The organism is Paraburkholderia sp. SUR17 (assembly GCF_029536165.1).
Classification (GTDB): Bacteria; Pseudomonadota; Gammaproteobacteria; order Burkholderiales; family Burkholderiaceae; genus Paraburkholderia; species Paraburkholderia kururiensis.
Map to the genome: position 1 here is coordinate 1,743,331 of NZ_CP120508.1, position 21,328 is coordinate 1,764,658.

A 21,328-nucleotide genomic window follows, 5' to 3' on the forward strand; every position below is an offset into this window, starting at 1 on the left:
CCACACACATCCGACCGTCGTCACAGACGGCATTTCCCGACACAGACACACCCAAGGAAGACAACGATGGCACTCCCGACTCTCGATCCCAACGCGCCCGATTTCACGCGCCGCTACGTCAATCTCGCGGACCCGCGCCTCGGCGCGGCGGCGCTGGAGGCGAGCGACGACTTCTTCGCGCCGAAGGACCGCATGCTGAATCCCGAGCCGGCCGTCTTCATTCCGGGCAAGTACGACGAGCACGGCAAATGGATGGACGGCTGGGAGACGCGCCGAAAGCGCACGGCAGGCTACGACTGGTGCATCGTGAAGCTCGCGCGGCCGGGCGTCATCAAGGGCCTCGACATCGATACGAGCCACTTCACCGGCAACTTCCCACCCGCGGCATCCATCGAGGCCGCTTGTGTGGCCGACGGGGCGCCAGGCGCCGCTACGCAGTGGACCGAGATCGTGCCGTCCACCACCCTTCAGGGCAACAGCCACCACTACGTCGACGTGACGAACACGGGCGCTTTCACGCACCTGCGCGTCAACATCTATCCCGACGGCGGCATTGCGCGGCTGCGCGTCTATGGACAGCCGCAGGTGGACTGGGCGGGCGCGAGCCGCAGCGAACTGTTCGACCTCGCCGCCATGGAAAACGGCGCCTACGTGGTGGCCGTGAACAATCAGCATTTCGGCGCGGCCTCGAACCTTTTGATGCCGGGCCGCGGCGTGAACATGGGCGACGGCTGGGAAACACGCCGCCGCCGCGAACCGGGCAACGACTGGACCATCATCGCGCTCGCGCAGCCCGGCGTGATCCGCAAGGTCGAAGTGGATACGGCGCACTTCAAGGGCAACTATCCGGACCGCTGCTCGATCCAGGCCGCGCGCGTGACGGGCGGCACCGACAGCTCGCTTGTCACCCAGGCCATGTTCTGGCCGGTGCTGCTCGACGAACAGAAATTGCAGATGGACGCGCAGCACTATTTCGAAGCGGAGCTGGCGGCGCTCGGCCCCGTCACGCACGTGCGCTTCAACATCATTCCGGACGGCGGCGTTTCGCGTCTGCGCCTGTGGGGCACGCTGGCATGAGTACAGCAACGATGAAGACACTCGCGATCGAGCCGCTCACGCGCGCCGCGTTCGCGCCCTTCGGCGACGTGATCGAACTCGAGGGCGCGAAGCAGGTTCCCATCAACCTGGGCACCACGATCCGCTATCACGACCTCGCGAAGATCGACGTGGCGGACGAGGGCGGTCGCCCGCTCGTCAATCTCTTTCGTGGCCAGCCGCGCCAGTTGCCCTTCGAGGTGACGATGCTGGAGCGTCATCCGCTCGGCTCGCAGGCGTTCGTGCCGATGAACGACCGGCCGTATCTTGTCGTCGTGGCGCCGGCGGGCGTGCTCGACCCGCGCGGCATTCGCGCCTTCGTGACGAGCGGCTGGCAGGGCGTGAACTACGCGAAGGGCGTCTGGCACCATCCGCTGATCGCGCTCGGCGAGGTGAGCGATTTCATCGTCGTGGATCGCGGCGGCGACGGACTCAATCTGAACGAGCAGGATCTCGAGGAATCGCTGTGGCTGACGGAAGAGGCGCTGAGGGCAGTGGTTCGTTGAGCGATCGCTGCGTCGGACCCGGCGGCAACAGGCGATAGCGCTGCTTTCGCGGATGGAAGAAGGGCCCGCGGCTGTATCGGCCGCGGGCTTTGTCGTATCGGGACGTTGAAGAACGATGTCGGGTCAGCGGACGATGCCCATGCCGATCTTGCCTGTGCGGCACGCGAAGACGCGTTCGCGATCGCTCTACGCCTCTCTCGCGACAACGTCGCACACCACGAGCATCGCAAGCTCGGCGAGCGATCGACGATGGACGATGGACGATGAACGGCGGGCCTGAGCCATTACCCGCGCCATCGGCCATTAACCCGCGCCCGCAATCAAAAAAGCCCGGCAATCGCGCACCATCGCACGATTGCCGGGCCGTCCGACCGTGGCAGCGCTGGACTGCGCCAGCCACAGCCACAGCCACAGCCACAGCCACAGCCACAGCCACAGCCACAGCCACAGCCACAGCCACAGCCACAGCCACAGCCACAGCCCATCTCCCGCCTGGTTACTGCACCGCGCCGCCCTGGAACCACGCCGCGATCTTCATCCGTTCTTCGTCGGTCATGTGCGTGACGTTGCCGAGCGGCATCGCCTTCAAGGTCACCGCCTGCTGGTACAGCCGCTGCGCGTTCTGCGAAATCTCCGCGGGCGTGTCGAACATCACGCCGGCCGGGGCGCTGCCCATGAGCGTTGGGTGTGCCGAATGGCACGCCACGCAGCGCTGTTGCAGGATCGGGGCGATGTCGGCGAGGTGCACCTTCGGCGCGTTGGCCGCTTCGGCCTGCGGGACCACTGGGCGCGGCAACGTCCATGCAAGCGCAGCCGCCAGCAGCGCGACGCCGCCCACCGGCAGATACCAGAGCACCTGGCCGCGGTGGCGCATCACGAAGAACTGACGGATCAGCGCGCCGGCCAGCATGATGATGGCGAGCACGGCCCAGTTGTAGGCGTGCGTGTAGGTCATCGCGTAGTGGTTCGAGAGCATCGCGAACACCACGGGCAGCGTGAAGTACGTGTTGTGCACCGATCGCTGCTTGCCGCGCTTGCCGTAGACAGGGTTCGGCGTGTCGCCTTTGAGCATGGCGTCCACCATCTTGCGTTGCCCGGGAATGATCACGAAGAACACGTTCGCGGACATGATGGTGGCGAGCATCGCGCCCACGATCAGATACGCGGCACGCCCCGCGAACACATGGCAGGCGAGCCATGCAGCGGCCAGCACGTAGAGCCCCACGCACACGCCCAGCACCTTGTCGCGGTTGCCGAGCACGCGGCACAGCGAGTCGTAGACGATCCAGCCGGCCATCAGGAAGCCGAGCGCCGACGCGATGGCCACCACGGGGCCCATGTCGAGCACGTTCTTGTCGATGAGGTAGGTGTTCGGCGCGCTGAGGTAGAGCACCGTGAAGAGCGCGAAGCCCGACATCCACGTGGTGTACGACGGCCACTTCGACCAGTGCAGGTCGTCGGGCATTTCGGGCGGCGCGACCGTGTACTTCTGCATGTTGTAGAAGCCGCCGCCATGCACGTGCCAGAGTTCGCCGAACACGCCGCGCCGGCGTTGCTGCGGGTCTTTCGGCGGCTTGAGGCTGTTGTCGAGCGCGACGAAGTAAAACGACTCGCCGATCCAGGCAATCGCGACGATCACGTGAAGCCAGCGGATCGCGAGGTTCAGCCAGTCGGTGATAAAGCCTTCCATGAAACGCCTCCACTCCTGATTCTTTCTATGCCGGAACGGCTCATGCCATGAGGCGGCTTAGCCGCGCGTGCAGGCTTTCGGTTCCGGTCGTGCGGGTTGATCGATGAACGCGTGCTGCGGCGCTCGCACACGGAAGCGGCGCCTGCGTGACGGCGTCAGCTGCCCCGATACGTGCTGTACGACCACGGCGAGACGAGCAGCGGCACGTGGTAATGCGCGTTGGCATCGGCAATGCCGAAGCGCAGCACGACGCGATCGACGAAGCGCGGCTGCGGCAGTTGCGCGCCCGTGGCGGCGAAATAGTCGCCCGCGTGAAAGACGAGTTCGTACTCGCCCGCCACGAGCGCGGCGCCTTCGAGCAGCGGTTCGTCGCAGCGCCCGTCGTGATTGGTGGTGGTGGTTTTCAGCGCGCGGCGCGTGTCGCCCGCGAGCGCGAAGAGTTCGACCTTGACGCCCGCGCCGGGACGGCCGTTGGCGGTGTCGAGCACGTGGGTAGTGAGCTTGCCCATTCGCAGATTTCCTTGTGTCGGTTCGACCTGTGTGCGAGGTTTCGGCGGCAGCCCGATCCGATCCAGAACTACTGGCGGCGGATCGAGGCTCCACGTCAGTGGCTACATACCCGTCGGCGGATCGATGCGAGCGCCGTGAGGGTGATTCTATGAACGATCGCCGGCTCTGCGGGCAAGCGATAGGAAAGATAATGCCAGCAGCATGTGGGCCGCGCCCGTGCGCCGCGCGGCAGAGCAGGAAAGCGGCACGGATCGCCCCCTGCTGCCGATCGTACCGGCACCAAAATTGGCCGTTATATCGCCACGCTGAGGGCGGGTATCGCAGCGGCGCGCATTGCCAGTGCAATTTTGGCCGTCGAAGGTTATGCCATGCGCAGCACGGCTGCGCGTCCCGAAGACGGCGGCACGCCGGGTAACCGGGCCAGCGGCGTTCAGAGCGGAACGCGTCGGCACGGTGCGTGCCGGGCATTGCGTTCGGACAGCCTTTCAGGCGCCGCGCCACATGAAATGAACGGCGGGCGCACACGGACGGGAGAGACGCGAATGGCAATGCAGCAGGACGGGCGCAGGACGCAAGAGGGACAGGCAGAACCGGTAGAACCGGCAGGACAGGCTGAACAGCGGATACAGGCCGCGCACACGAACACGGCAGGCGAACACGCCGCGCCTTTGACTGCATCACCGGCAGGCAAGGGCGCGCCGCGCGCCGCCCGCACGCTGCTCGTCAAACACGCGGACATGCTCGTCACGATGGATGGCGCAAGGCGCGAGATACGCGACGGCGGCCTCTACGTCGAAGGCAACCGCATCGTCGCCGTGGGACCCACGAACGAGCTGCCCGCCGACGCCGACGAGGTGCTGGACCTGCGCGGGCACATCGTGATTCCTGGGCTCGTCAACACGCATCACCACATGTATCAGAGCCTGACGCGCGCCGTGCCGGCTGCGCAGAACGCCGAGCTGTTCGGCTGGCTCACGAGCCTGTACCGCGTCTGGGCCAACCTGAGCCCGGAGATGATCGAGGTGTCCACGCTCACGGCGATGGCCGAACTGCTGCTCTCGGGCTGCACCACGTCGAGCGACCACCTCTATCTCTACCCGAACGGCAGCCGGCTCGACGACAGCATCGCCGCGGCCCAACGGATCGGCATGCGCTTTCATGCGAGCCGCGGCAGCATGAGCGTGGGGCAGAAAGACGGCGGTCTGCCGCCCGATGCGGTGGTGGAGCGCGAAGACGCGATTCTCGCCGACACGCAGCGTCTGATCGAGACGTACCACGACGACGGGCGCTACGCGATGCTGCGCGTGGTCGTGGCGCCGTGCTCGCCGTTCTCGGTGAGCCGCGATCTGATGCGCGAGTCCGCGACGCTGGCGCGGCACTACGGCGTCTCGCTGCATACGCATCTGGCCGAGAACGTGAACGACGTGGCCTACAGCCGCGAAAAATTCGGCATGACGCCGGCCGAGTACGCGGAAGACCTCGGCTGGGTGGGCCACGACGTCTGGCATGCGCACTGTGTGCAGCTCGACGACGCGGGCATTGCGCTCTTTGCGCGCACGGGCACGGGCGTCGCGCATTGTCCGTGCTCGAACATGCGGCTCGCGTCGGGCATCGCGCCGGTCGGCAGGATGCGGCGCGCGGGCGTGCCGGTCGGGCTGGGGGTGGACGGTTCCGCCTCCAACGACGGCGCGCAGATGGTGGCCGAGGCGCGCCAGGCGCTGCTGCTCGCGCGCGTCGGCTTCGGGCCGGACGCGATGACGGCCCGCGAGGCGCTCGACATCGCGACGCTGGGCGGGGCGCGCGTGCTGGGCCGCGATGACATCGGCGCGCTCGCACCCGGCATGGCTGCCGACTTCGTGGCGTTCGACCTGCGCCAGCCGCTCTTTGCCGGCGCGCTGCACGACCCGGTGGCGGCGCTTGTGTTCTGCGCGCCGTCGCAGGTGGCGCTGAGCGTGATCGACGGACGCATCGTCGTGAAGGATGGCGTGCTGCAGACGGTGGAGCTGGGGCCCGTGATCGAGCGGCACAACCGGCTGGCCGCCGAACTGGCGGCTGCGGCTGGGTAGAAGGGAAGCCGGCGAAAGAAGGCCGGCGAAAGCAGGCAGACGAGAGGAAGCAGACAGTCGAGACGAAGCAGACGAAGCGCAGAGAAAGCGCGGCAGAAACCGGCGACAGAACGCCGGCCGCCCCGCTCAAGCCTTCTCGATCAACGCGCGCGTAGCTTCGGCAACAAGCCCGCGCAGCCAACGCACTTCGTCGGAGTAATGGCAGCGCTCGTGCCAGAGCTGGTAGTACTGCATGGGGGGGAAGTCGAGCGGCGCCGGCACCACGGTGAGCGGCAGGAATTTCGCGTAGTGGTCCGCGAAGAGCCGCGTGGTGGTGAAGATCAGGTCCGACTTGACGAGCACGTAGGGCGCGAGATTGAAGTACGGCAGCGTGACGACCACGTGGCGCTTCAGCCGCTCGCGGGCCAGATGCACGTCGATCGCGCCGCGCTGGCCCACGGAATAGGGCGTAGGCGCGAGATGCGGCGCGTTGAGGTACTGGTCGAGCGTGAGCGTGCCGCGCCGCGCGAACGGGTGCGTGTTGCTCATGAGGCACACGATCTGGTCGACGAACAGGTTGGAGAGGTGCAGCTGCTCGGGCGGCTCGGGCCAGTTGCCCACCACGATGTCGAGCTTGCCGTCTTCCAGCGCGAGTTCGTAGTCGAACGCCGGGCCGAGCGAGTGGAATTCGAGCGTCGCATTGGGCGCGGCCAGCCGGAAGCGCTCGATCACGGTGGGCACGAACAGGACGTTGAGGTAGTCGGGGCAGCCGATCCGGTAGCAGCGAATCGACGTGGCCGGGTCGAACGTGTGCTGCTGGAAGCGGATGCGCTCGATTTCGCGCAGCGCGTTCTGCACGGGTTCGAGCAGGCGCAGACCGTACTCGGTGGGCACCATGCCGGACTTGCCGCGCACGAGCAGCGGGTCGCCCGTGATGTCGCGCAGGCGGCGCAGCGCGGCGCTGATGGCGGGTTGGGACTGGTTGAGCTTGACGGCCGCGCGCGTGACGCTGCGCTCCATCAAGAGGGTGTGCAGGACGCGCAACAGGTACGTGTCGATCGCCTCGCGTTGCTGACTCATGGACTCTCCGGACTATATGGGCTGGCTGATCGAACGGTGGGGTGGGTATATCGTTTTTAGTATGGACAGAAAAGGCCGTCAAGGGAGAGTTACCCGCAAAGGCACGGCTGGCGCGGTCTCCCGGCATTTTTGAAGGCTCGACTGGCGCCCGCCTGATCGGGTATCGTCACCGGCGGCACGGCGTGCCGCGCGGCCGTTGGTCCAGCCGGCCGCGCGGTTTGCAGCCCGGGTTTGCAGCCGGTTCGCAGCCAGTTTGCAGCCCGGTTCGCCTCGTAGTCACTACGTAATACGGAAACACATGAGCGATTCATCTTCACGCGGCCCCGCAGGCGCGGCCACCGTCACGGCCACCCCGCCCAGGCTTGCGCTCGCGGGCATCACGAAGCAATACCCCGCGGTGCTCGCCAACGACGACGTGACGCTCACGGTGGCGCCCGGCGAGATTCACGCCGTGCTCGGCGAGAACGGCGCCGGCAAGAGCACGCTCATGAAGATCATCTACGGCGCTGTGCGCCCGGATGCGGGCGAGATCCGCTGGGAAGGCGAGAGCGTCGAGATCGCGAGCCCGGCCGCGGCGCGGCGCCTCGGCATCGGCATGGTGTTCCAGCATTTTTCGCTGTTCGAAACACTGACGGTGGGCGAGAACATTGCGCTTTCGCTCGACGAGCCGTTCGATCTCAAGGCGCTCGCGCGTCGCATTCGTGAGGTGTCGGCGCAATACGGGCTAGACATCGATCCGCAGCGCCACGTGCACAGCCTCACCGTCGGCGAGCGGCAACGCGTGGAGATCGTGCGCTGCCTGCTGCAGAACCCGCGTCTGCTCATCATGGACGAGCCCACTTCCGTGCTCACGCCGCAGGCTGTTCGCAAGCTTTTCGAAACCCTCAGGCGCCTTGCGGCCGAGGGCTGCAGCATTCTCTACATCAGCCACAAGCTCGACGAAATCCAGGAGCTCTGCGATACGGCCACGGTGATGCGCGGCGGCCGCGTAACGGGGCACGTCAAACCGCGCGAGGAAACGCACGCATCACTCGCGCAATTGATGGTGGGCCACTCGCTGCCCGACTACACGCGCCGCGCGCATACGCCAGGCGACGTGCTGCTCGACGTGAAGCACCTGACGGCGGCCAGCGACGACCCGTTCGGCACCTCGCTCGAAGACGTGTCGTTCGCCGTGCACGCGGGCGAGATTCTCGGCATCGCCGGCGTGTCGGGCAACGGCCAGGCGGAGTTGCTCGCGGCGCTCTCGGGCGAGCGCCGCGGCGTGGACGCGAACGCCGTGACGATCTGCGGCAAGGCTGCCGGCAAGCTTTCGGCCGGTGCGCGCCGCGCGCTCGGTTTCGCCTTCGTGCCCGAAGAGCGGCTGGGGCGCGGCGCTGTGCCCGCGATGTCGCTCGCGCAGAACGCGCTCCTCACGGCGCACCGCCAGAAGATGGTGCGCTCGGGCTGGGTCAGCACGCGTGCCATGCGCGACTTCGCGAAGCGCTGCATCGATTCGTTCGACGTGCGCTGCGGCGGCCCGGACGCGCTCGCGCAAAGTCTCTCGGGCGGCAATCTGCAGAAGTTCATCGTGGGCCGCGAGATCTTGCAGGTGCCGAAGGTGCTCGTGGTCGCGCAACCCACGTGGGGCGTCGACGTCGGCGCGGCGTCGTTCATTCGCCAGCAGTTGCTCGATCTCTCGGCAAGCGGCGTGGCGATCCTCGTGATCTCGGAGGAACTCGAAGAACTGTTCGACATCTGCGACCGCATCGCCGTGCTCGCGCGTGGGCGCCTGTCGCCGGTGCGCCGCACGGGCGACACCAATGCGGAAGAGATTGGCCGCTGGATGGCCGGGCTCTTCGGCGAGCGCGCGAACGCGGTGCCGGGCGGCTCGGGCGAACCGGCGCACGCGTAACGGCGCGGCGCACCCCGCCTCGCAGGCTGCGCGCCATCCGCCGCGGCATGCGGGCATCGACAACAACACAGAACCACGCCTCACCACACGCACCATGACGTTTGCCTACCGACTCGAAGCCCGTACCACGCCGTCGCGCGCCATGCAGCTCGCGGTGCCGCTCGTCGCGGCGCTGCTCACGCTCGCCATCGGCTTTCTGATTTTCGGCCTCGTGGGCCGCGATCCCGGCGAAGCGATGCGCGCCTTCTTCATCGAGCCCATCTCGTCCGTGAACGGCTGGTGCGAGCTGCTGCTCAAGGCGTCGCCGCTGTGTCTGATCGGCCTCGGGCTCGCCCTCGGCTATCGCGCGAACGTCTGGAACATCGGCGCGGAAGGGCAGATGCTGCTGGGCGGCATCGCGGCGAGCGGCGTGGCGATCTACTTCGATCAGTCGAGCGGCTGGTGGATCCTGCCCACGATGATGCTCGCGGGCATTGCAGGCGGCATGCTGTGGGCCGCGATTCCCGCGTTCCTCAAGACCCGCTTCAACACCAACGAGATTCTCACGAGCCTCATGCTCACCTATGTCGCGACGCAACTGCTCGTGTTTCTGGTGAGCGGCCCCTGGCGCGACCCGCAAGGCATGAACTTCCCGCTCTCGGAGATGTTCAGCGGCGACGCGCTGTACCCCACCTTCGGCGGCGACTGGCACATCAAATGGCTGCGCGGCACGCGCCTGAACGCATCGATTTTCGTCACGCTGGCAGCCATTCCGCTCGTCTGGCTCTTCATGCGCAAGAGCTTTGCCGGCTACCGCATGGACGTGGGCGGGCTCGCGCCCCTCGCGGCACGCTACGCGGGCTTCTCCGACAAGAAGGCGATCTGGACCACGCTGCTCGCGAGCGGCGGCCTGGCGGGCCTTGCGGGCATGGGCGAGATCGCCGGGCCCATCGGCCAGTTGCAGGCCACGTGGTCGCCTGGCTACGGCTTCACCGCGATCATCGTGGTGTTCGTGGGCCGCCTGCATCCGCTCGGCATCGTGCTCGCGAGTCTTCTGATGGCGCTGCTGTACCTGGGCGGCGAGGCAGTGCAGACCTCGATGCAGCTGCCGCAGGCGCTTTCGGGCGTGTTCCAGGGGCTGCTGCTGTTCTGCCTGCTGGGCGCGGACCTGTTCGTCAACTACCGCGTGGTGCGGCGCCGCCATGCGGTGACGCACGCGCAGTGAAGCCGGCAGCAACGCGCAATGCGGCATCGCCCGATAACCCCAACACGCTTTCGTAACCCGCTTCCGTAACCCGCTTTTGCCACGCGATTCGTCATGGACATTCCACAAGCCAGCGCACTCGTTTCCAGCGCCGTCCTCGCCGCCATCCCGCTCATGTTCGCGGGCATCGGCGAACTCGTCACCGAAAAGTCCGGGGTGCTCAACCTGGGCGTGGAAGGCATGATGCTGATGGGCGCCGTGAGCGGCTACGCCGTGACCACGGTGACAGGCGAGCCCTGGCTCGGCGTGCTCGCGGCCGTTGGCGCGGGCATGGCGATGGCGCTGCTGTTCGGCTTCCTCACGCTCACGATGCTCGCCAACCAGGTGGCCACGGGGCTTTCGCTGACCATCTTCGGTATCGGGCTCTCGGCCTACGTCGGCAAGCCCTACACGTCGGCTGCGGTGAGCGCGACCATTGCCGCCTGGCCCATTCCGGGCCTCGAGAAGATTCCCGTGCTGGGCGCGGCGTTCTTCAGCCTGCGTCCGCTCGAATACCTGGCGTTCCTGATGTTCCCGCTCGTCGCCTGGTTCCTCTATCGCACGCGCGCGGGGCTCGTGCTGCGCTCGGTGGGCGAGTCGCCGCAGGTCGCGCATTCGGTCGGCTTTCCCGTGATCGGCGTGCGCTACGGCGCAACGCTCTTCGGCGGTGCGATGGCGGGGCTCGCGGGCGGCTACTACTCGATCGTGCAACTGCACTTGTGGCAGGAGCAGTTGACGGCCGGCCGCGGCTGGATCGCGCTCGCGCTCGTGGTGTTCGCGACGTGGCGACCCGGGCGACTGCTCGTGGGCGCGCTGCTCTTCGGCGCCGTGAACGGGCTGCAGTTCTACGCGCAGGGCGTTGGCGTGGCGGTGCCCACCCAGTTCCTCGCGATGCTGCCTTACGTGGCGACCATCGTCGTGCTCGTGCTGATTTCGCGTAACCCGACCACGATTCGCCTCAACGCGCCGGCCTCGCTCGGCAAGCCCTTTTTTGCGGCGGGATGAGGCGCGCGGCGATACCGCTTTTACGGTTCTGACCGCTTTCACCGTTTTGAATCTGAACGACAGCTACACAACAGGAGAAACAAGATGAAAAGAACACTGCTGACCGCATTCGCATCGGCTGCGGCGCTCGTCGGCGCCGTGGGGCTGCAGGCACCGGCGCAGGCTGCCGACGTGCCCGGCGTCGCCTTCGTCTATCTCGGCAACCCAGGCGACGCGGGCTGGACCTTCGCGCACGACCAGGGGTCCAAGGAAGCCGAAGCGAAGTTCGGCAGCAAGATCAAGGTGACGCGCGTGGAGAATGTGCCGGAGTCGGCCGATTCCGAGCGCGTGTTCCGCGACCTCGCTTCGAAGGGCAACAAGGTCATCATCGGTTCGAGCTTCGGCTATCAGGACTTCGAGCTGAAGGTCGCGAAGGACTTCCCCGACACGGTGTTCCTGCACGCCACGGGCTACAAGAAGGCGCCGAACTTCGGCACCTACGACGTGCGCATGTACCAGGGCGCCTATCTAGCCGGCGTGGCCGCGGGCTACGTGACGAAGACCAACACGCTCGGCTTCGTCGCCTCGGTGCCCATTCCCGAAGTGGTGCGCAACATCAACGCGTACACGCTCGGCGCGCGGTCGGTGAATCCGAAGATCCACACGAAGGTCATCTGGATCAACAGCTGGTTCGATCCGGGCAAGGAAAAGCAGGCCGCCGAAACGCTGATCGGGCAGGGCGCCGACGTGCTGCTCCAAAACACCGATTCGAGTGCGACGCTCGCCACGGCCGAGGAAAAAAAGGTCCACGCGTTCGGCTGGGACTCGGACATGAAGAAGTTCGGGCCTGACGCGCACCTGGGCTCGGTGGTGGGTCACTGGGGCGTCTACTACACGGCGGCGATCCAGCAGGTGCTGGACGGCAAGTGGAAGAACGATCCGGTCTGGTGGGGCATTCCGCAGAAGGCCGTCAACTTCGAAGACCTGAACACGGGCGCGATTCCGGCCAATGCCATCAAGGACGTGGACGCGAAGCGCGCCCAGCTGGCAAGCGGCAAGTGGGACGTGTTCACGGGCCCGATCAAGGACCAGTCGGGCGCGGTGAAGGTGCCGGCGGGCAAGACGCTCGGCGACGCGGACCTGCAGCGGCTCAACTGGTATGTCGAGGGTGTGGATGGGGCGTTGCCGAAGTAAATCGGCGTAAGGCGCGGACTCCGCTGCGGGCCGGGGAGCTCGGCAGCGGAGCCGTGAGCAGCGACTGACCGGACAGGCCCAAGGCGCCCCGTTTTAGCCGGGCGCGGACCCGCGAAATCAGGCCGGCGACGCGGCCGGGTCGCTCAGGCTGGCATCTTTCCACCGGCCAGCCTTGGATGGCCGCTTCCCTCGGCGTTTGCGAACGCTTCAAACGGCGTGCTGCCTGCCAGCCGAGCCGTTTTCTCTTTCGCCATTCGTACCATTCCTGCCGTTCATTCCTCGATGCGCAGACCCACTTTGATCGTCACCTGCCAGTGCACGATGCGGTCGCCCTCGATGTGCCCGCGCGTGTCCGTCACTTCGAACCAGTGCAGGTTGCGCAGCGTTTTCGATGCGCGCTCGATGGCGCAGCGCACGGCGTCGTCGCTCGACGTGGTCGACGAGCCGGTCAGCTCGATCTGCTTGTAGACATGATCGTCCATGGTGTGCTCCTCGCGGTCGGTTCAAAACGAGTATAGGCAACGGGGAATGATGGCGAGGCGGGCTTGCGTGTTTGTGCCTTGCGCGTTCGCGTGTTGCGTTTTGCGACTGGCGCAGGACGCATGCCCGGGCCCGGCTCGACACGGGGGACCTCGAACGGCGTCGCGGGACGAGCTGGCAGGGCGGCAGGCGGAGCAGCAAGACTGCGCACCACGAGCACACCACGAGCACACGGCGAGACGCGGGGAGACGCGGGGAGACGCGGCCGCACACCGAGTGCGACCGCGATGTCGCGCCGGTATGATGGTCGCCCGCTGATACGGGATCGACTTGAGGAGGACTTCGAACGTGGACATCGGTTTTTGCGGCCCGGGGCTGATGGGCGCGCCCATGATTCGTCATCTGCTGCGTGCGGGGCACGCGGTGCACGTCTGGAACCGCACGCGCGAAAAGGCCGAGGCGCTTGCGCCTGAGGGCGCGCAGGTGGTCGCCACGCCGCGCGAACTGGCATCGTGCGCCGAAGTCGTGCTGCTCTGCGTCGCGGACGCGGCGGCCGTGGAGGCGGTCGTATTCGGCGAGCAAGGCGTGCTCGGTTCCTTGGGACTGGTGCCCGTTGCTGACCACACGGGTTCGCGGGGCGGCCGGGGCGCGGCTTTGCCGGCGCAAGGCGGGGAAGCCCTGCCGGGGCAGGGTGGAAGCGCTCTGCTGGGACAAAGTGGAAGCGCCCTGCGGGCGCATGGGTCAGCAGCCTCACGCGTACGCCTGATCGTCGACCATTCGAGCATTCCGCCCGCCGCCACCCGCACGTTTGCCGAACGCGCGAGAGAGGCCGGCGTGGGCTGGGTGGATGCACCCGTGTCAGGCGGCGTGGCGGGCGCGCAGGCCGGCTCGCTCGCCGTGATGGCGGGTGGCGACGAGGCCGACGTCGCGGCTGTGATGCCGCTCGTCGCGACCTACGCGGCGCGCATCACGCGCATGGGCGGCAGCGGCGCGGGGCAGACCACGAAGCTGTGCAATCAGGCCATCGTGACCGCCACGGTGGCCGCGATCGCAGAAGCCGTGAGTCTCGCGCAGCGCAGCGGCATCGAGGCCGCGAAGCTCGCCGAAGCGCTTGCGGGCGGCTGGGCCGACTCGGCGCTGCTCCAGACCTTCGTGCCACGCATGACGCAACGCGACCTCGCGCCCATCGGTGCGCTGAAAACGTTCCAGAAGGACGTGGAGACGATCGCCGCCGCAGCGGCGGCCACAGGCACGCCGATGCCGGTCTCGGGGACGGTGCAGCAGCTTCTGAGGCTGGGTGCGGCGATGGGGCTGGGAGAAGCCGATCTGTCGGCATTCATCGACGTGCTGCAGACGCCGCGTACCATGTGAAGGCGGGCAGGGGGCGGGCCACGGGGCCACAATGAGGCTGCGGCACCGCCGCTAAAAGGGGCGGGCCGCGACGCAGCCGGAAGCGCATCCGGCCCCGTGAATCGAGGGCGGGAATCAAGGGTGGGGATCAAGGGCGGGAATTGGGTCGGCGAATCGGGTCGGCGAATCGCGCGAACATCCGCCCCCAGGAAAACCGGGCGCGCCGCCCACGGCACCCCACGACCCCATAACCTGCTAAAATCACGGGTTTTTCGTCGATCTGCCTCGTTTGCCCTTTGAAACGGGCCGGGGACGGTGGTAGAGCCGTGATAGACCCGTGACGAACGCGTGATCAATCCGTCGATCACCCTGCTGTAACACCCCATCTAGCACCTCCCGGGGCATCCCTCCCAGGGCATTTTCTGAGCACCACAGGACCAAAGGACACGCCGTGCTGTCTACCGCCAACATCACCATGCAATTCGGGCCGAAGCCCTTGTTCGAGAACATCTCGGTCAAATTCGGCGAAGGCAACCGCTATGGCCTGATCGGCGCGAACGGTTGCGGCAAGTCGACCTTCATGAAGATCCTGGGCGGCGACCTCGAGCCGTCTTCCGGCACCGTCATGCTCGAGCCGAACGTGCGCCTCGGCAAGCTGCGCCAGGACCAGTTCGCGTACGAAGACGTGCGCGTGCTCGACGTCGTGATGATGGGCCACACCGAAATGTGGGCCGCCATGACCGAGCGCGACGCGATCTACGCGAACCCCGAAGCCACCGACGACGACTACATGCACGCCGCCGAGCTCGAAGCGAAGTTCGCCGAATACGACGGCTACACCGCCGAAGCGCGCGCGGGCGAACTGCTGCTCGGCATCGGTATTGCCGGCGACCTGCACAACGGCCCGATGAGCAACGTGGCGCCGGGCTGGAAGCTGCGGGTGCTGCTCGCCCAGGCGCTGTTCTCGAAGCCCGACGTGCTGCTGCTCGACGAGCCGACCAACAACCTCGACATCAATTCGATCCGCTGGCTGGAAGACATCCTCAACGAGTACAACTCGACGATGATCATCATCTCCCACGACCGGCACTTCCTGAACCAGGTCTGCACGCATATGGCGGACATGGACTACGGCACGCTCAAGATCTATCCGGGCAACTACGACGACTACATGCTGGCCTCGGCCCAGGCGCGCGAACGCCAGGTCGCCGCGAACGCGAAGGCCAAGGAGCGCGTGGCCGAACTGCAGGACTTCGTGCGCCGCTTCTCGGCCAACAAGTCGAAGGCACGCCAGGCCACGAGCCGCCTGAAGATGATCGACAAGATCAAGATCGAGGAATTCAAGCCGTCGTCGCGGCAGAACCCGTTCATCCGCTTCGAGTTCGAAAAGAAGCTGCACAACATCGTCGTGGTGGCCGAAAGCATCACCAAGAAGTACGACCGCACGATCTTCCAGAACTTCAGTCTGAGCGTGCAGCCGGGCGAGCGCATCGCGATCATCGGCGAGAACGGCGCGGGCAAGACCACGCTGCTGCGCGCATTGCAGGGCAATCTGGCGCTCGACGGCGGTTCCATCAAGTGGGCCGAGAACGCGAACGTGGGCTACATGCCGCAGGACACCTACGAGGAGTTCCCGGACGACGTCACGCTCATGGAGTGGATCGACCAGTACCGCAAGGAAGGCGACGACGACCAGGCCGTGCGCGGCACGCTGGGCCGGCTGCTCTTCAATGCCGACGACATCCGCAAGTCCGTGAAGGTGCTCTCGGGCGGCGAGAAGGGTCGCATGATCTGGGGCAAGCTCATGCTGGGCCGTCACAACGTGTTGCTGATGGACGAGCCGACCAACCACATGGACATGGAGTCCATCGAGTCGCTTCAGATCGCGCTGGAGCAGTACGAAGGCACGCTGATTTTCGTCTCGCACGACCGCGAATTCGTGAGCGGCCTTGCGAACCGCATTATCGAAGTGCGTACGGACGGCAAGCTGAATGACTTCGGCGGCAATTACGAGGATTTCCTCGCTAGTCAGGGTGTGCAGTAAGCGTTACGGCGCCGGCGAAATGCCAGGCCATCGCGCCAACTTCTACCAATAAAAAATGGGCACGCTTTGCGTGCCCATTTTTATTTCAGGCGCGATCTTGTTGCGCGCCGATAGGCCGATATGCGCTGCCACGCCGTGGCTGACGTTGCGCATCGGCGCGAGGCGGCTTGAGGCCGCCATGAGGCGCCACGTCGGGGCCGGGCAACTGCTCCATCACAGAAGAATGCATTTCTTTTATGCATCGAGCACGGCTGCGCCAGAAATCGCTACGCGTCTTTAAATGCCGGCGGAGCTTATTGACCATTAGTGACAATATCTCAGTCCGCTTCTGATACGGTTATCCGGCTTAATAGCGTGCGAATTAATCTGCTTCGCATCGCTCTTTTAAACCGGACGAGGATGCGCGGAATGAATACTCCCGCAAAGCGTTTTACCGATGCGCTGCTTCACCCCAGCGCGCGGCTGACCCAGCATCTCAGGCTGTGGATCGGCGCTCAGGAGCACGATCTCGATGTGCTCGACTTCAAGGTGCGCGGCGGCTTCTGCAAGGACTACGTGGTCAGTGTGACGGTCACGTCGCCGCGGCTCGATATCGACGGCAGCGACTACGTTGGCCGGCGCGCGGGCCTGCAGATCGACGAGCGCGCAGCAGTGCCGTCGGCCACCTGGGCCACGCCAGTCGATCATGCCGCGGCTACCTTCAACGGCGTGGTGACGCGCTGGAAGCGCATCCGCACGAGCCGCGACGAGGCGGCCTACGAACTGCGCATCGAGCCGCGCTTTGCAGCGCTCGGCAAGCGCATGGTGCACTCCGATGTGCTTCAGGATGTCACGTTCGAGGAGCTGGTCCGCACGAAGCTGGTCGACGGCCAGAACATCGATGCCTTCGATGTCGAGTTCCACCTGGACGGTCCCCAGGAAAAGATGCAGCAGGTGGTGATGTACGAGGAGTCGGTGTGGGCTTTCATCGCACGTCACGCGAAGCGCAAGGGGATCTTCTGGTTCTACCGGCAGGAGCGCGGCGAGAACGGGCTGCTCGACATTCTCGTGTTCGCGGACAATCCGCGCGCCTATATCCGTTCGATCAACTTGCCGTTGCTGGCGGGTTCGGGCCTGCACAGCAACTGGCACGAGGCGGCCCAGGAGGTCCACGGGCAGCGCACGCTGGTACCGGCCACGATCGAGCTGTGGGAGCGCAACTACCGCACGCCGGAGGACCCGCTGCAGGCCACGGGGAACATCTCTTCCGGAGACGGCGACCAGTCGGTGTTCGGCCGGATCAGCCGCAGTGCGGAGTTTCATCTCACCCGGCAGCAGGGCGAAGCGCTCGCGCAGACGCGGCGCGACGAGCAGATCGCGCGTCAGGTGACGTTCGCCGGCGCGAGCGACGCGAAAGGCATCGCACCGGGCGTGGTGATCAGGCTGACCAACACGAAGATGCCGGGCGCCGGGTACGGTTTCGTGGTGACGTCGTTCAGGATGAAGGGCAGCCGCACAGACCCGGCCTATACCCGCTTCAAGGCGATGCCTGGGCATCTGGCCTACCGTCCGCGCTTCGACTACGAGCGGGACTGGCGATTCCTGAACGGCCCGGTGGTCGGTGTCGTGACAACCCTGGACTCTGCCCCCTACGCGTTTCTCGACGAGTATGGCCGCTATCCGGTTCTGCCGAAGTTCCTGCGGGGACCGGCGAATGCCCGCACCAGGCTGCTGCACCTGCGACTGCTGCGTCCCTCGTCGTCGTACCAGGGCGGTTTCCACTCGCCGCTACTGCCCGGCACGGAGGTCATGCTCGAAGCGGCTCACGGGGACGTGGACCGGCTGCACATCAGCGGCGCGCTGCACGACTACTCGCATCCAGACGTGGTGCGCGGCGACGATGCCCTGTTCAGCTATGCCATCTGGCGCTCGCCGCTGCTCGGCGCGGAGATCGTGTTCAACGACCTGCGCGGCAAGGAGAGCGCGCGCATTGCAACGGTGTACAGCCAGGCGGCGTTCAACCAGGGGTATCTGCTCAACAGCAAAAAGCTTCCGCGTGGCGAAGGCTTCGAGATCACGACCAAAGGCTGGGGCACGGTGCGCGCGGCGAAGGGTCTGTTCCTCACGGCGGACGCGGCCGCCGGGGCGGATACGCCGCACCTGGAGATGCCGGCTGCCATCGCCCAGCTCAAGGCGGCGCTGCAGCGCGTGACGGATCTGGCGATGGCGACCAGGCAGGCCGGCGCTGATGCGGCCGACCGTGCCACGCAGACGGCGTTGCTTGACGGACTGAACCAGCTTCGCGACGCGGGGCTGCTCGCGAGCGCGCCGGGCGGCATGGTGTTCGTGACGCCGAAATCGGTGCAGCACTCGGCGGGCGAAAGCGTGATCGTCACGGCGGGCAGGGACATGGACATGAGTGTCGTCAGGCGTCTGCGCATGGCAGCGGGCGACCTGATCTCGCTGTGCGCGCACAAGCTGGGTATCAATCTGACCGCAGCGAAAGGCAGGTTCACGGCAGCCGCGCTTACCGACGGCATGGATCTCTTCGCGCAGAAGCAGCTACGCATTGCCAGCGAGAACGCGGACGTGCAGGTGGCGGCGAAATCGAAGATCACGCTCAACAGCGGCGGCGCTTCGCTCGTGATCGAGGGCGGCAACATGACGTTCCACTGCCCCGGTGCGTTCACGGTCAAGGCGGCGTCGTTCACGTTTGTTGGTCCCGATAACGTGCCCGCGCAGTTGCCCGTCCTGCCGAAAAGCGACCTCAAGGTCAACGACCGTCCTCCCCATACGAACTGACACGTCATGATCATCAGCCCACCCTTTCTGCCCGCATCGGGCCTGACGTCCAGTGACGCGTCCAGGCCTGACCCCATGATGGATGCCGTCGACAAATTCGAGCTGGCGCACGGCATCTATCCGGTTGCAGCCGACCGGAGCTGGCATTGCGGCGCCCATCTTGCGCCGGACATGCACGGCCCGGTCCATGCCATCGCCGACGGCGAGGTGGTGGCATACCGCGTCTGCCAGCACGCGATGGATGACGGCAACGGCAATGCGGGTTTCGTGCTGCTCAGGCACTCGAGCGAAACCGGCGACGGACGCACGCTGACGTTCTATTCGCTCTACATGCACCTGCTGCCGCTGGCTGAATACCACACGTTCGGACACGACGGAGCCCGGCTACCGGCGTTCCTGCAAAAGTCGTCCGGGCCGGATACCCGGGGCAAGGTCACGCCTGCGGCGAAGGGGAATGGCCAGAAGGTGCGGCGCAAGGATGTGCTGGGTTTTCTCGGCCGCTATCAGGGCGTCACCTACATGCATTTCGAGATATTCATGACGCCGGGCGATTTCGATGCGTATTTCGGGCACACGCAACTCGGAGTGGCGTCGCCAGCGGCGGCGACAACCCAGGACTGCTGGGGGCATACCTGGTTCACCATTCCTGCGGGGCAGCAGTTTTACGCCTTGCCGCCGGGGGCGGACGCGCACGGCAAACTCCACGGCATCGCTTTCAAGGCGGGGCGAACGGACAGAAACCCGCTGCCGCTGGTCGTCGAGATGTACTTCAGCAAGGGAGCGAAGTACACCAATGTCTGGAGCGTGGCGGCGGACGGCTCGCGCACGCTTCTGACGCCAGAGCCGGTCGAGGAAAAGGACTACGAATACGATCTGTACCATCGCGCGATAGCGCTCTACGAAGCCTGCCCCAGCGACGGATACGAGATGCTGCGCTTCGGGCGCATTCTTTCAGTGCCTGCGACCCTCTCAGGGGCGGCGTGTGCCACGTGGGTGCAGATCACCTACGCGGCGGGGCAGTCGGGCTATATCGATATCAACAATGCGGCGATCGGAAAGCTGTCCGATGCGGATTTCCCGTCTTTCATGGGCTGGCAGAAGATCAGCGACGGCAACACGCCCTTCGGCAGTGACGGGTTGTGCGATGTCGACATGTTGAAGAAGCTCGTCAGGGACGCTGCGGCCAACGAGCAGCCCGCAGTAGTGAAAGAAGCCACCGAAGTCCAGAAGGCGGACGCGCTTTCGTACTACGTGAAGGGCCACGAGGAGGTACGTCGAGCCCTGCGCGGATTCATCTGCAACGCACCGAGCGAATGGGATAGCACGCACAACGAGACGCGCTTCGCGAAGCTGCTCGACGAGGGCGGGTTCTATCACGGCAACCGAAAGGGCTACGAGGATTTTCTGAAGTACCTCGAGGAACTTCAGTTCTGGGACGTGACGGGGTTGCCTGCTGGAGAGAAGCTCTGGTTTTTCCATCCGCTCGCGTTTATCCGGCACTTCAGGAAGTGTGCGTGGTTCTCGAAGGACGAGTTCGCATTGGTTTATTCAAACAACCACATGTCTCACAACGCGGACGTCATCCGAGAAAAGTACAGAAAACCGCTGAATTTTTCTCTGCGAAAATACGGGATGTCTAATTACCTTAGGCAGGCGCACTTTTTGGGGCAGGGGGCGGTGGAATCAAGTTTCCTCTGTTCTATGCAGGAGTCGAGCATGGTAGGTAAAGTGACGTCAGTTGCTGTTTACGGTACCCATAAAAACCCAATGTCGGTGAAATCAGAGGGGGATCTTGGTCATTGGTACGGCGCGATACCATCTGAGGACGATCCATGGTATCGATCAGCCAAATACAATTCAATTGGTCGTCTAATCGCTTCTTCATATGACTGGAGGGGTGGTAATTGTGATAAGGAGGATGCACAGAAATTCAGGGGTCGTGGGTTTAAACAGCTCACTTTCAGAAGTAATTACGCGGATTACTGGGTTTATCGAGCGTGGATTCGCAAGTCGAGTTTTACCGCGTCGTGGTGGAGTGATCCGCAATATCGCGCGAAACATCGCGTACTGATGACCAAAGTTCCCGCCCGTATTGATAACCCTGAGGTTGTCGCGGCGGTGCCGGAGAATTGCCTGGATTCTGGGGCATGGTACATAACCTGCCTTAAACCTGAAGTTGTCAGTGCCATTGACGGTGATAGTTTTAGTATGCCGAAAACTACGGCTGAACTGGCAAAAGAAGAAAATGTGATAAGAGGGGTGACAAGAGGTATCAACGGCGGGCTTATTGGAATAGACGATCGCATCAAGTTTACGCGCATGATCAAGGGGGTTCTTCTGTGAAAAACAATTTTCTTCTCTTTATCGCTCTATTTACTGTCTCGGCGTACGCATACTGCAATAGTAGTGTACCGAGCAGAGCGAGATATTTCAATTTGTCTGTGCAGTCTGAG

At 65.1% G+C, this 21,328-nt stretch carries 15 protein-coding genes; 11 read left to right on the forward strand and 4 right to left on the reverse strand.

The features are described from left to right. The first annotated feature begins 66 nt into the window (after window positions 1-66). Together alc and P2869_RS07745 are read left to right on the forward strand one after the other, a co-directional pair. Window positions 67-1,077, forward strand: a complete 1,011-nt coding sequence (alc, locus tag P2869_RS07740) for an allantoicase (protein ID WP_277597929.1) — start codon at window positions 67-69, stop codon at window positions 1,075-1,077. A gap of 11 nt (window positions 1,078-1,088) precedes the next feature. Beyond that, window positions 1,089-1,601, forward strand: coding sequence for an ureidoglycolate lyase (locus P2869_RS07745; RefSeq protein ID WP_277598072.1), 513 nt, complete (start codon window positions 1,089-1,091; stop codon window positions 1,599-1,601). 496 nt (window positions 1,602-2,097) lie between these two features. On the opposite strand, the gene P2869_RS07750 is transcribed toward P2869_RS07745, so the two are convergent. Then, the gene (locus P2869_RS07750; protein WP_277597930.1) at window positions 2,098-3,291 is read right to left on the reverse strand and encodes a urate hydroxylase PuuD; all 1,194 of its coding nucleotides are present in this window, start codon (window positions 3,289-3,291) and stop codon (window positions 2,098-2,100) included. Between the two features lie 155 nt (window positions 3,292-3,446). Further along, window positions 3,447-3,800, reverse strand: a complete 354-nt coding sequence (gene uraH, locus P2869_RS07755) for a hydroxyisourate hydrolase (RefSeq protein ID WP_017775978.1) — start codon at window positions 3,798-3,800, stop codon at window positions 3,447-3,449. A gap of 738 nt (window positions 3,801-4,538) precedes the next feature. On the opposite strand from uraH, the gene P2869_RS07760 reads away from it, so the two are divergent. Continuing rightward, entirely contained in the window at window positions 4,539-5,867 is a 1,329-nt protein-coding gene (locus P2869_RS07760) for an 8-oxoguanine deaminase (RefSeq protein WP_277598073.1), read from the forward strand. Window positions 5,868-5,993: 126 nt separating this feature from the next. Here the strand turns inward: P2869_RS07760 and P2869_RS07765 are convergent, their stop codons facing one another. Continuing rightward, complete coding sequence (locus P2869_RS07765; RefSeq protein WP_017775976.1) at window positions 5,994-6,926, reverse strand: LysR substrate-binding domain-containing protein; 933 nt, start codon at window positions 6,924-6,926, stop codon at window positions 5,994-5,996. 298 nt (window positions 6,927-7,224) lie between these two features. On the opposite strand from P2869_RS07765, the gene P2869_RS07770 reads away from it, so the two are divergent. The 4 genes from P2869_RS07770 to P2869_RS07785 all read left to right on the forward strand — a co-directional run bounded on the left by P2869_RS07770 (window position 7,225) and on the right by P2869_RS07785 (window position 12,220). Continuing rightward, window positions 7,225-8,820 carry an ABC transporter ATP-binding protein gene (locus tag P2869_RS07770; RefSeq protein ID WP_277597931.1) on the forward strand — a complete coding sequence of 532 codons (1,596 nt, stop codon included), beginning with the start codon at window positions 7,225-7,227 and terminating at the stop codon, window positions 8,818-8,820. Window positions 8,821-8,914: 94 nt separating this feature from the next. After that, on the forward strand, window positions 8,915-10,024 hold the full coding sequence (locus tag P2869_RS07775; RefSeq protein ID WP_277597932.1) for an ABC transporter permease: 1,110 nt from the start codon (window positions 8,915-8,917) through the stop codon (window positions 10,022-10,024). 93 nt (window positions 10,025-10,117) lie between these two features. Then, entirely contained in the window at window positions 10,118-11,047 is a 930-nt protein-coding gene (locus P2869_RS07780) for an ABC transporter permease (RefSeq protein WP_277597933.1), read from the forward strand. A gap of 84 nt (window positions 11,048-11,131) precedes the next feature. Further along, complete coding sequence (locus P2869_RS07785) at window positions 11,132-12,220, forward strand: BMP family ABC transporter substrate-binding protein (RefSeq protein WP_017775972.1); 1,089 nt, start codon at window positions 11,132-11,134, stop codon at window positions 12,218-12,220. Between the two features lie 272 nt (window positions 12,221-12,492). Here the strand turns inward: P2869_RS07785 and P2869_RS07790 are convergent, their stop codons facing one another. Further along, complete coding sequence (locus tag P2869_RS07790) at window positions 12,493-12,702, reverse strand: dodecin (protein WP_277597934.1); 210 nt, start codon at window positions 12,700-12,702, stop codon at window positions 12,493-12,495. Between the two features lie 346 nt (window positions 12,703-13,048). Between P2869_RS07790 and P2869_RS07795 the strand changes: the two genes are divergently transcribed. From P2869_RS07795 to P2869_RS07810, 4 genes are all read left to right on the forward strand, one after another. Beyond that, a complete protein-coding gene (locus tag P2869_RS07795) occupies window positions 13,049-14,071 on the forward strand; it encodes an NAD(P)-dependent oxidoreductase (protein WP_277597935.1) in 1,023 nt (340 codons plus the stop codon). A 430-nt stretch (window positions 14,072-14,501) separates the two neighbouring features. Further along, window positions 14,502-16,094, forward strand: a complete 1,593-nt coding sequence (locus tag P2869_RS07800; protein WP_017775968.1) for an ABC-F family ATPase — start codon at window positions 14,502-14,504, stop codon at window positions 16,092-16,094. Window positions 16,095-16,502: 408 nt separating this feature from the next. Next, window positions 16,503-18,875, forward strand: a complete 2,373-nt coding sequence (locus P2869_RS07805) for a type VI secretion system tip protein VgrG (RefSeq protein WP_277597936.1) — start codon at window positions 16,503-16,505, stop codon at window positions 18,873-18,875. A 75-nt stretch (window positions 18,876-18,950) separates the two neighbouring features. Then, entirely contained in the window at window positions 18,951-21,218 is a 2,268-nt protein-coding gene (locus P2869_RS07810) for a peptidase M23 (protein ID WP_277597937.1), read from the forward strand. Window positions 21,219-21,328 lie beyond the last annotated feature (110 nt).

Coding starts and splice junctions, on each gene's coding strand:
- P2869_RS07805 (WP_277597936.1), top strand. CDS start 16,503: ATGAATACTCCCGCAAAGCGTTTTACCGATGCGCTGCTTCACCCCAGC.
- P2869_RS07780 (WP_277597933.1), top strand. CDS start 10,118: ATGGACATTCCACAAGCCAGCGCACTCGTTTCCAGCGCCGTCCTCGCC.
- alc (WP_277597929.1), top strand. CDS start 67: ATGGCACTCCCGACTCTCGATCCCAACGCGCCCGATTTCACGCGCCGC.
- P2869_RS07785 (WP_017775972.1), top strand. CDS start 11,132: ATGAAAAGAACACTGCTGACCGCATTCGCATCGGCTGCGGCGCTCGTC.
- P2869_RS07760 (WP_277598073.1), top strand. CDS start 4,539: ATGCTCGTCACGATGGATGGCGCAAGGCGCGAGATACGCGACGGCGGC.
- P2869_RS07790 (WP_277597934.1), bottom strand. CDS start 12,702: ATGGACGATCATGTCTACAAGCAGATCGAGCTGACCGGCTCGTCGACC.
- P2869_RS07750 (WP_277597930.1), bottom strand. CDS start 3,291: ATGGAAGGCTTTATCACCGACTGGCTGAACCTCGCGATCCGCTGGCTT.
- P2869_RS07745 (WP_277598072.1), top strand. CDS start 1,089: ATGAAGACACTCGCGATCGAGCCGCTCACGCGCGCCGCGTTCGCGCCC.
- P2869_RS07810 (WP_277597937.1), top strand. CDS start 18,951: ATGATGGATGCCGTCGACAAATTCGAGCTGGCGCACGGCATCTATCCG.
- P2869_RS07775 (WP_277597932.1), top strand. CDS start 8,915: ATGACGTTTGCCTACCGACTCGAAGCCCGTACCACGCCGTCGCGCGCC.
- uraH (WP_017775978.1), bottom strand. CDS start 3,800: ATGGGCAAGCTCACTACCCACGTGCTCGACACCGCCAACGGCCGTCCC.
- P2869_RS07765 (WP_017775976.1), bottom strand. CDS start 6,926: ATGAGTCAGCAACGCGAGGCGATCGACACGTACCTGTTGCGCGTCCTG.
- P2869_RS07770 (WP_277597931.1), top strand. CDS start 7,225: ATGAGCGATTCATCTTCACGCGGCCCCGCAGGCGCGGCCACCGTCACG.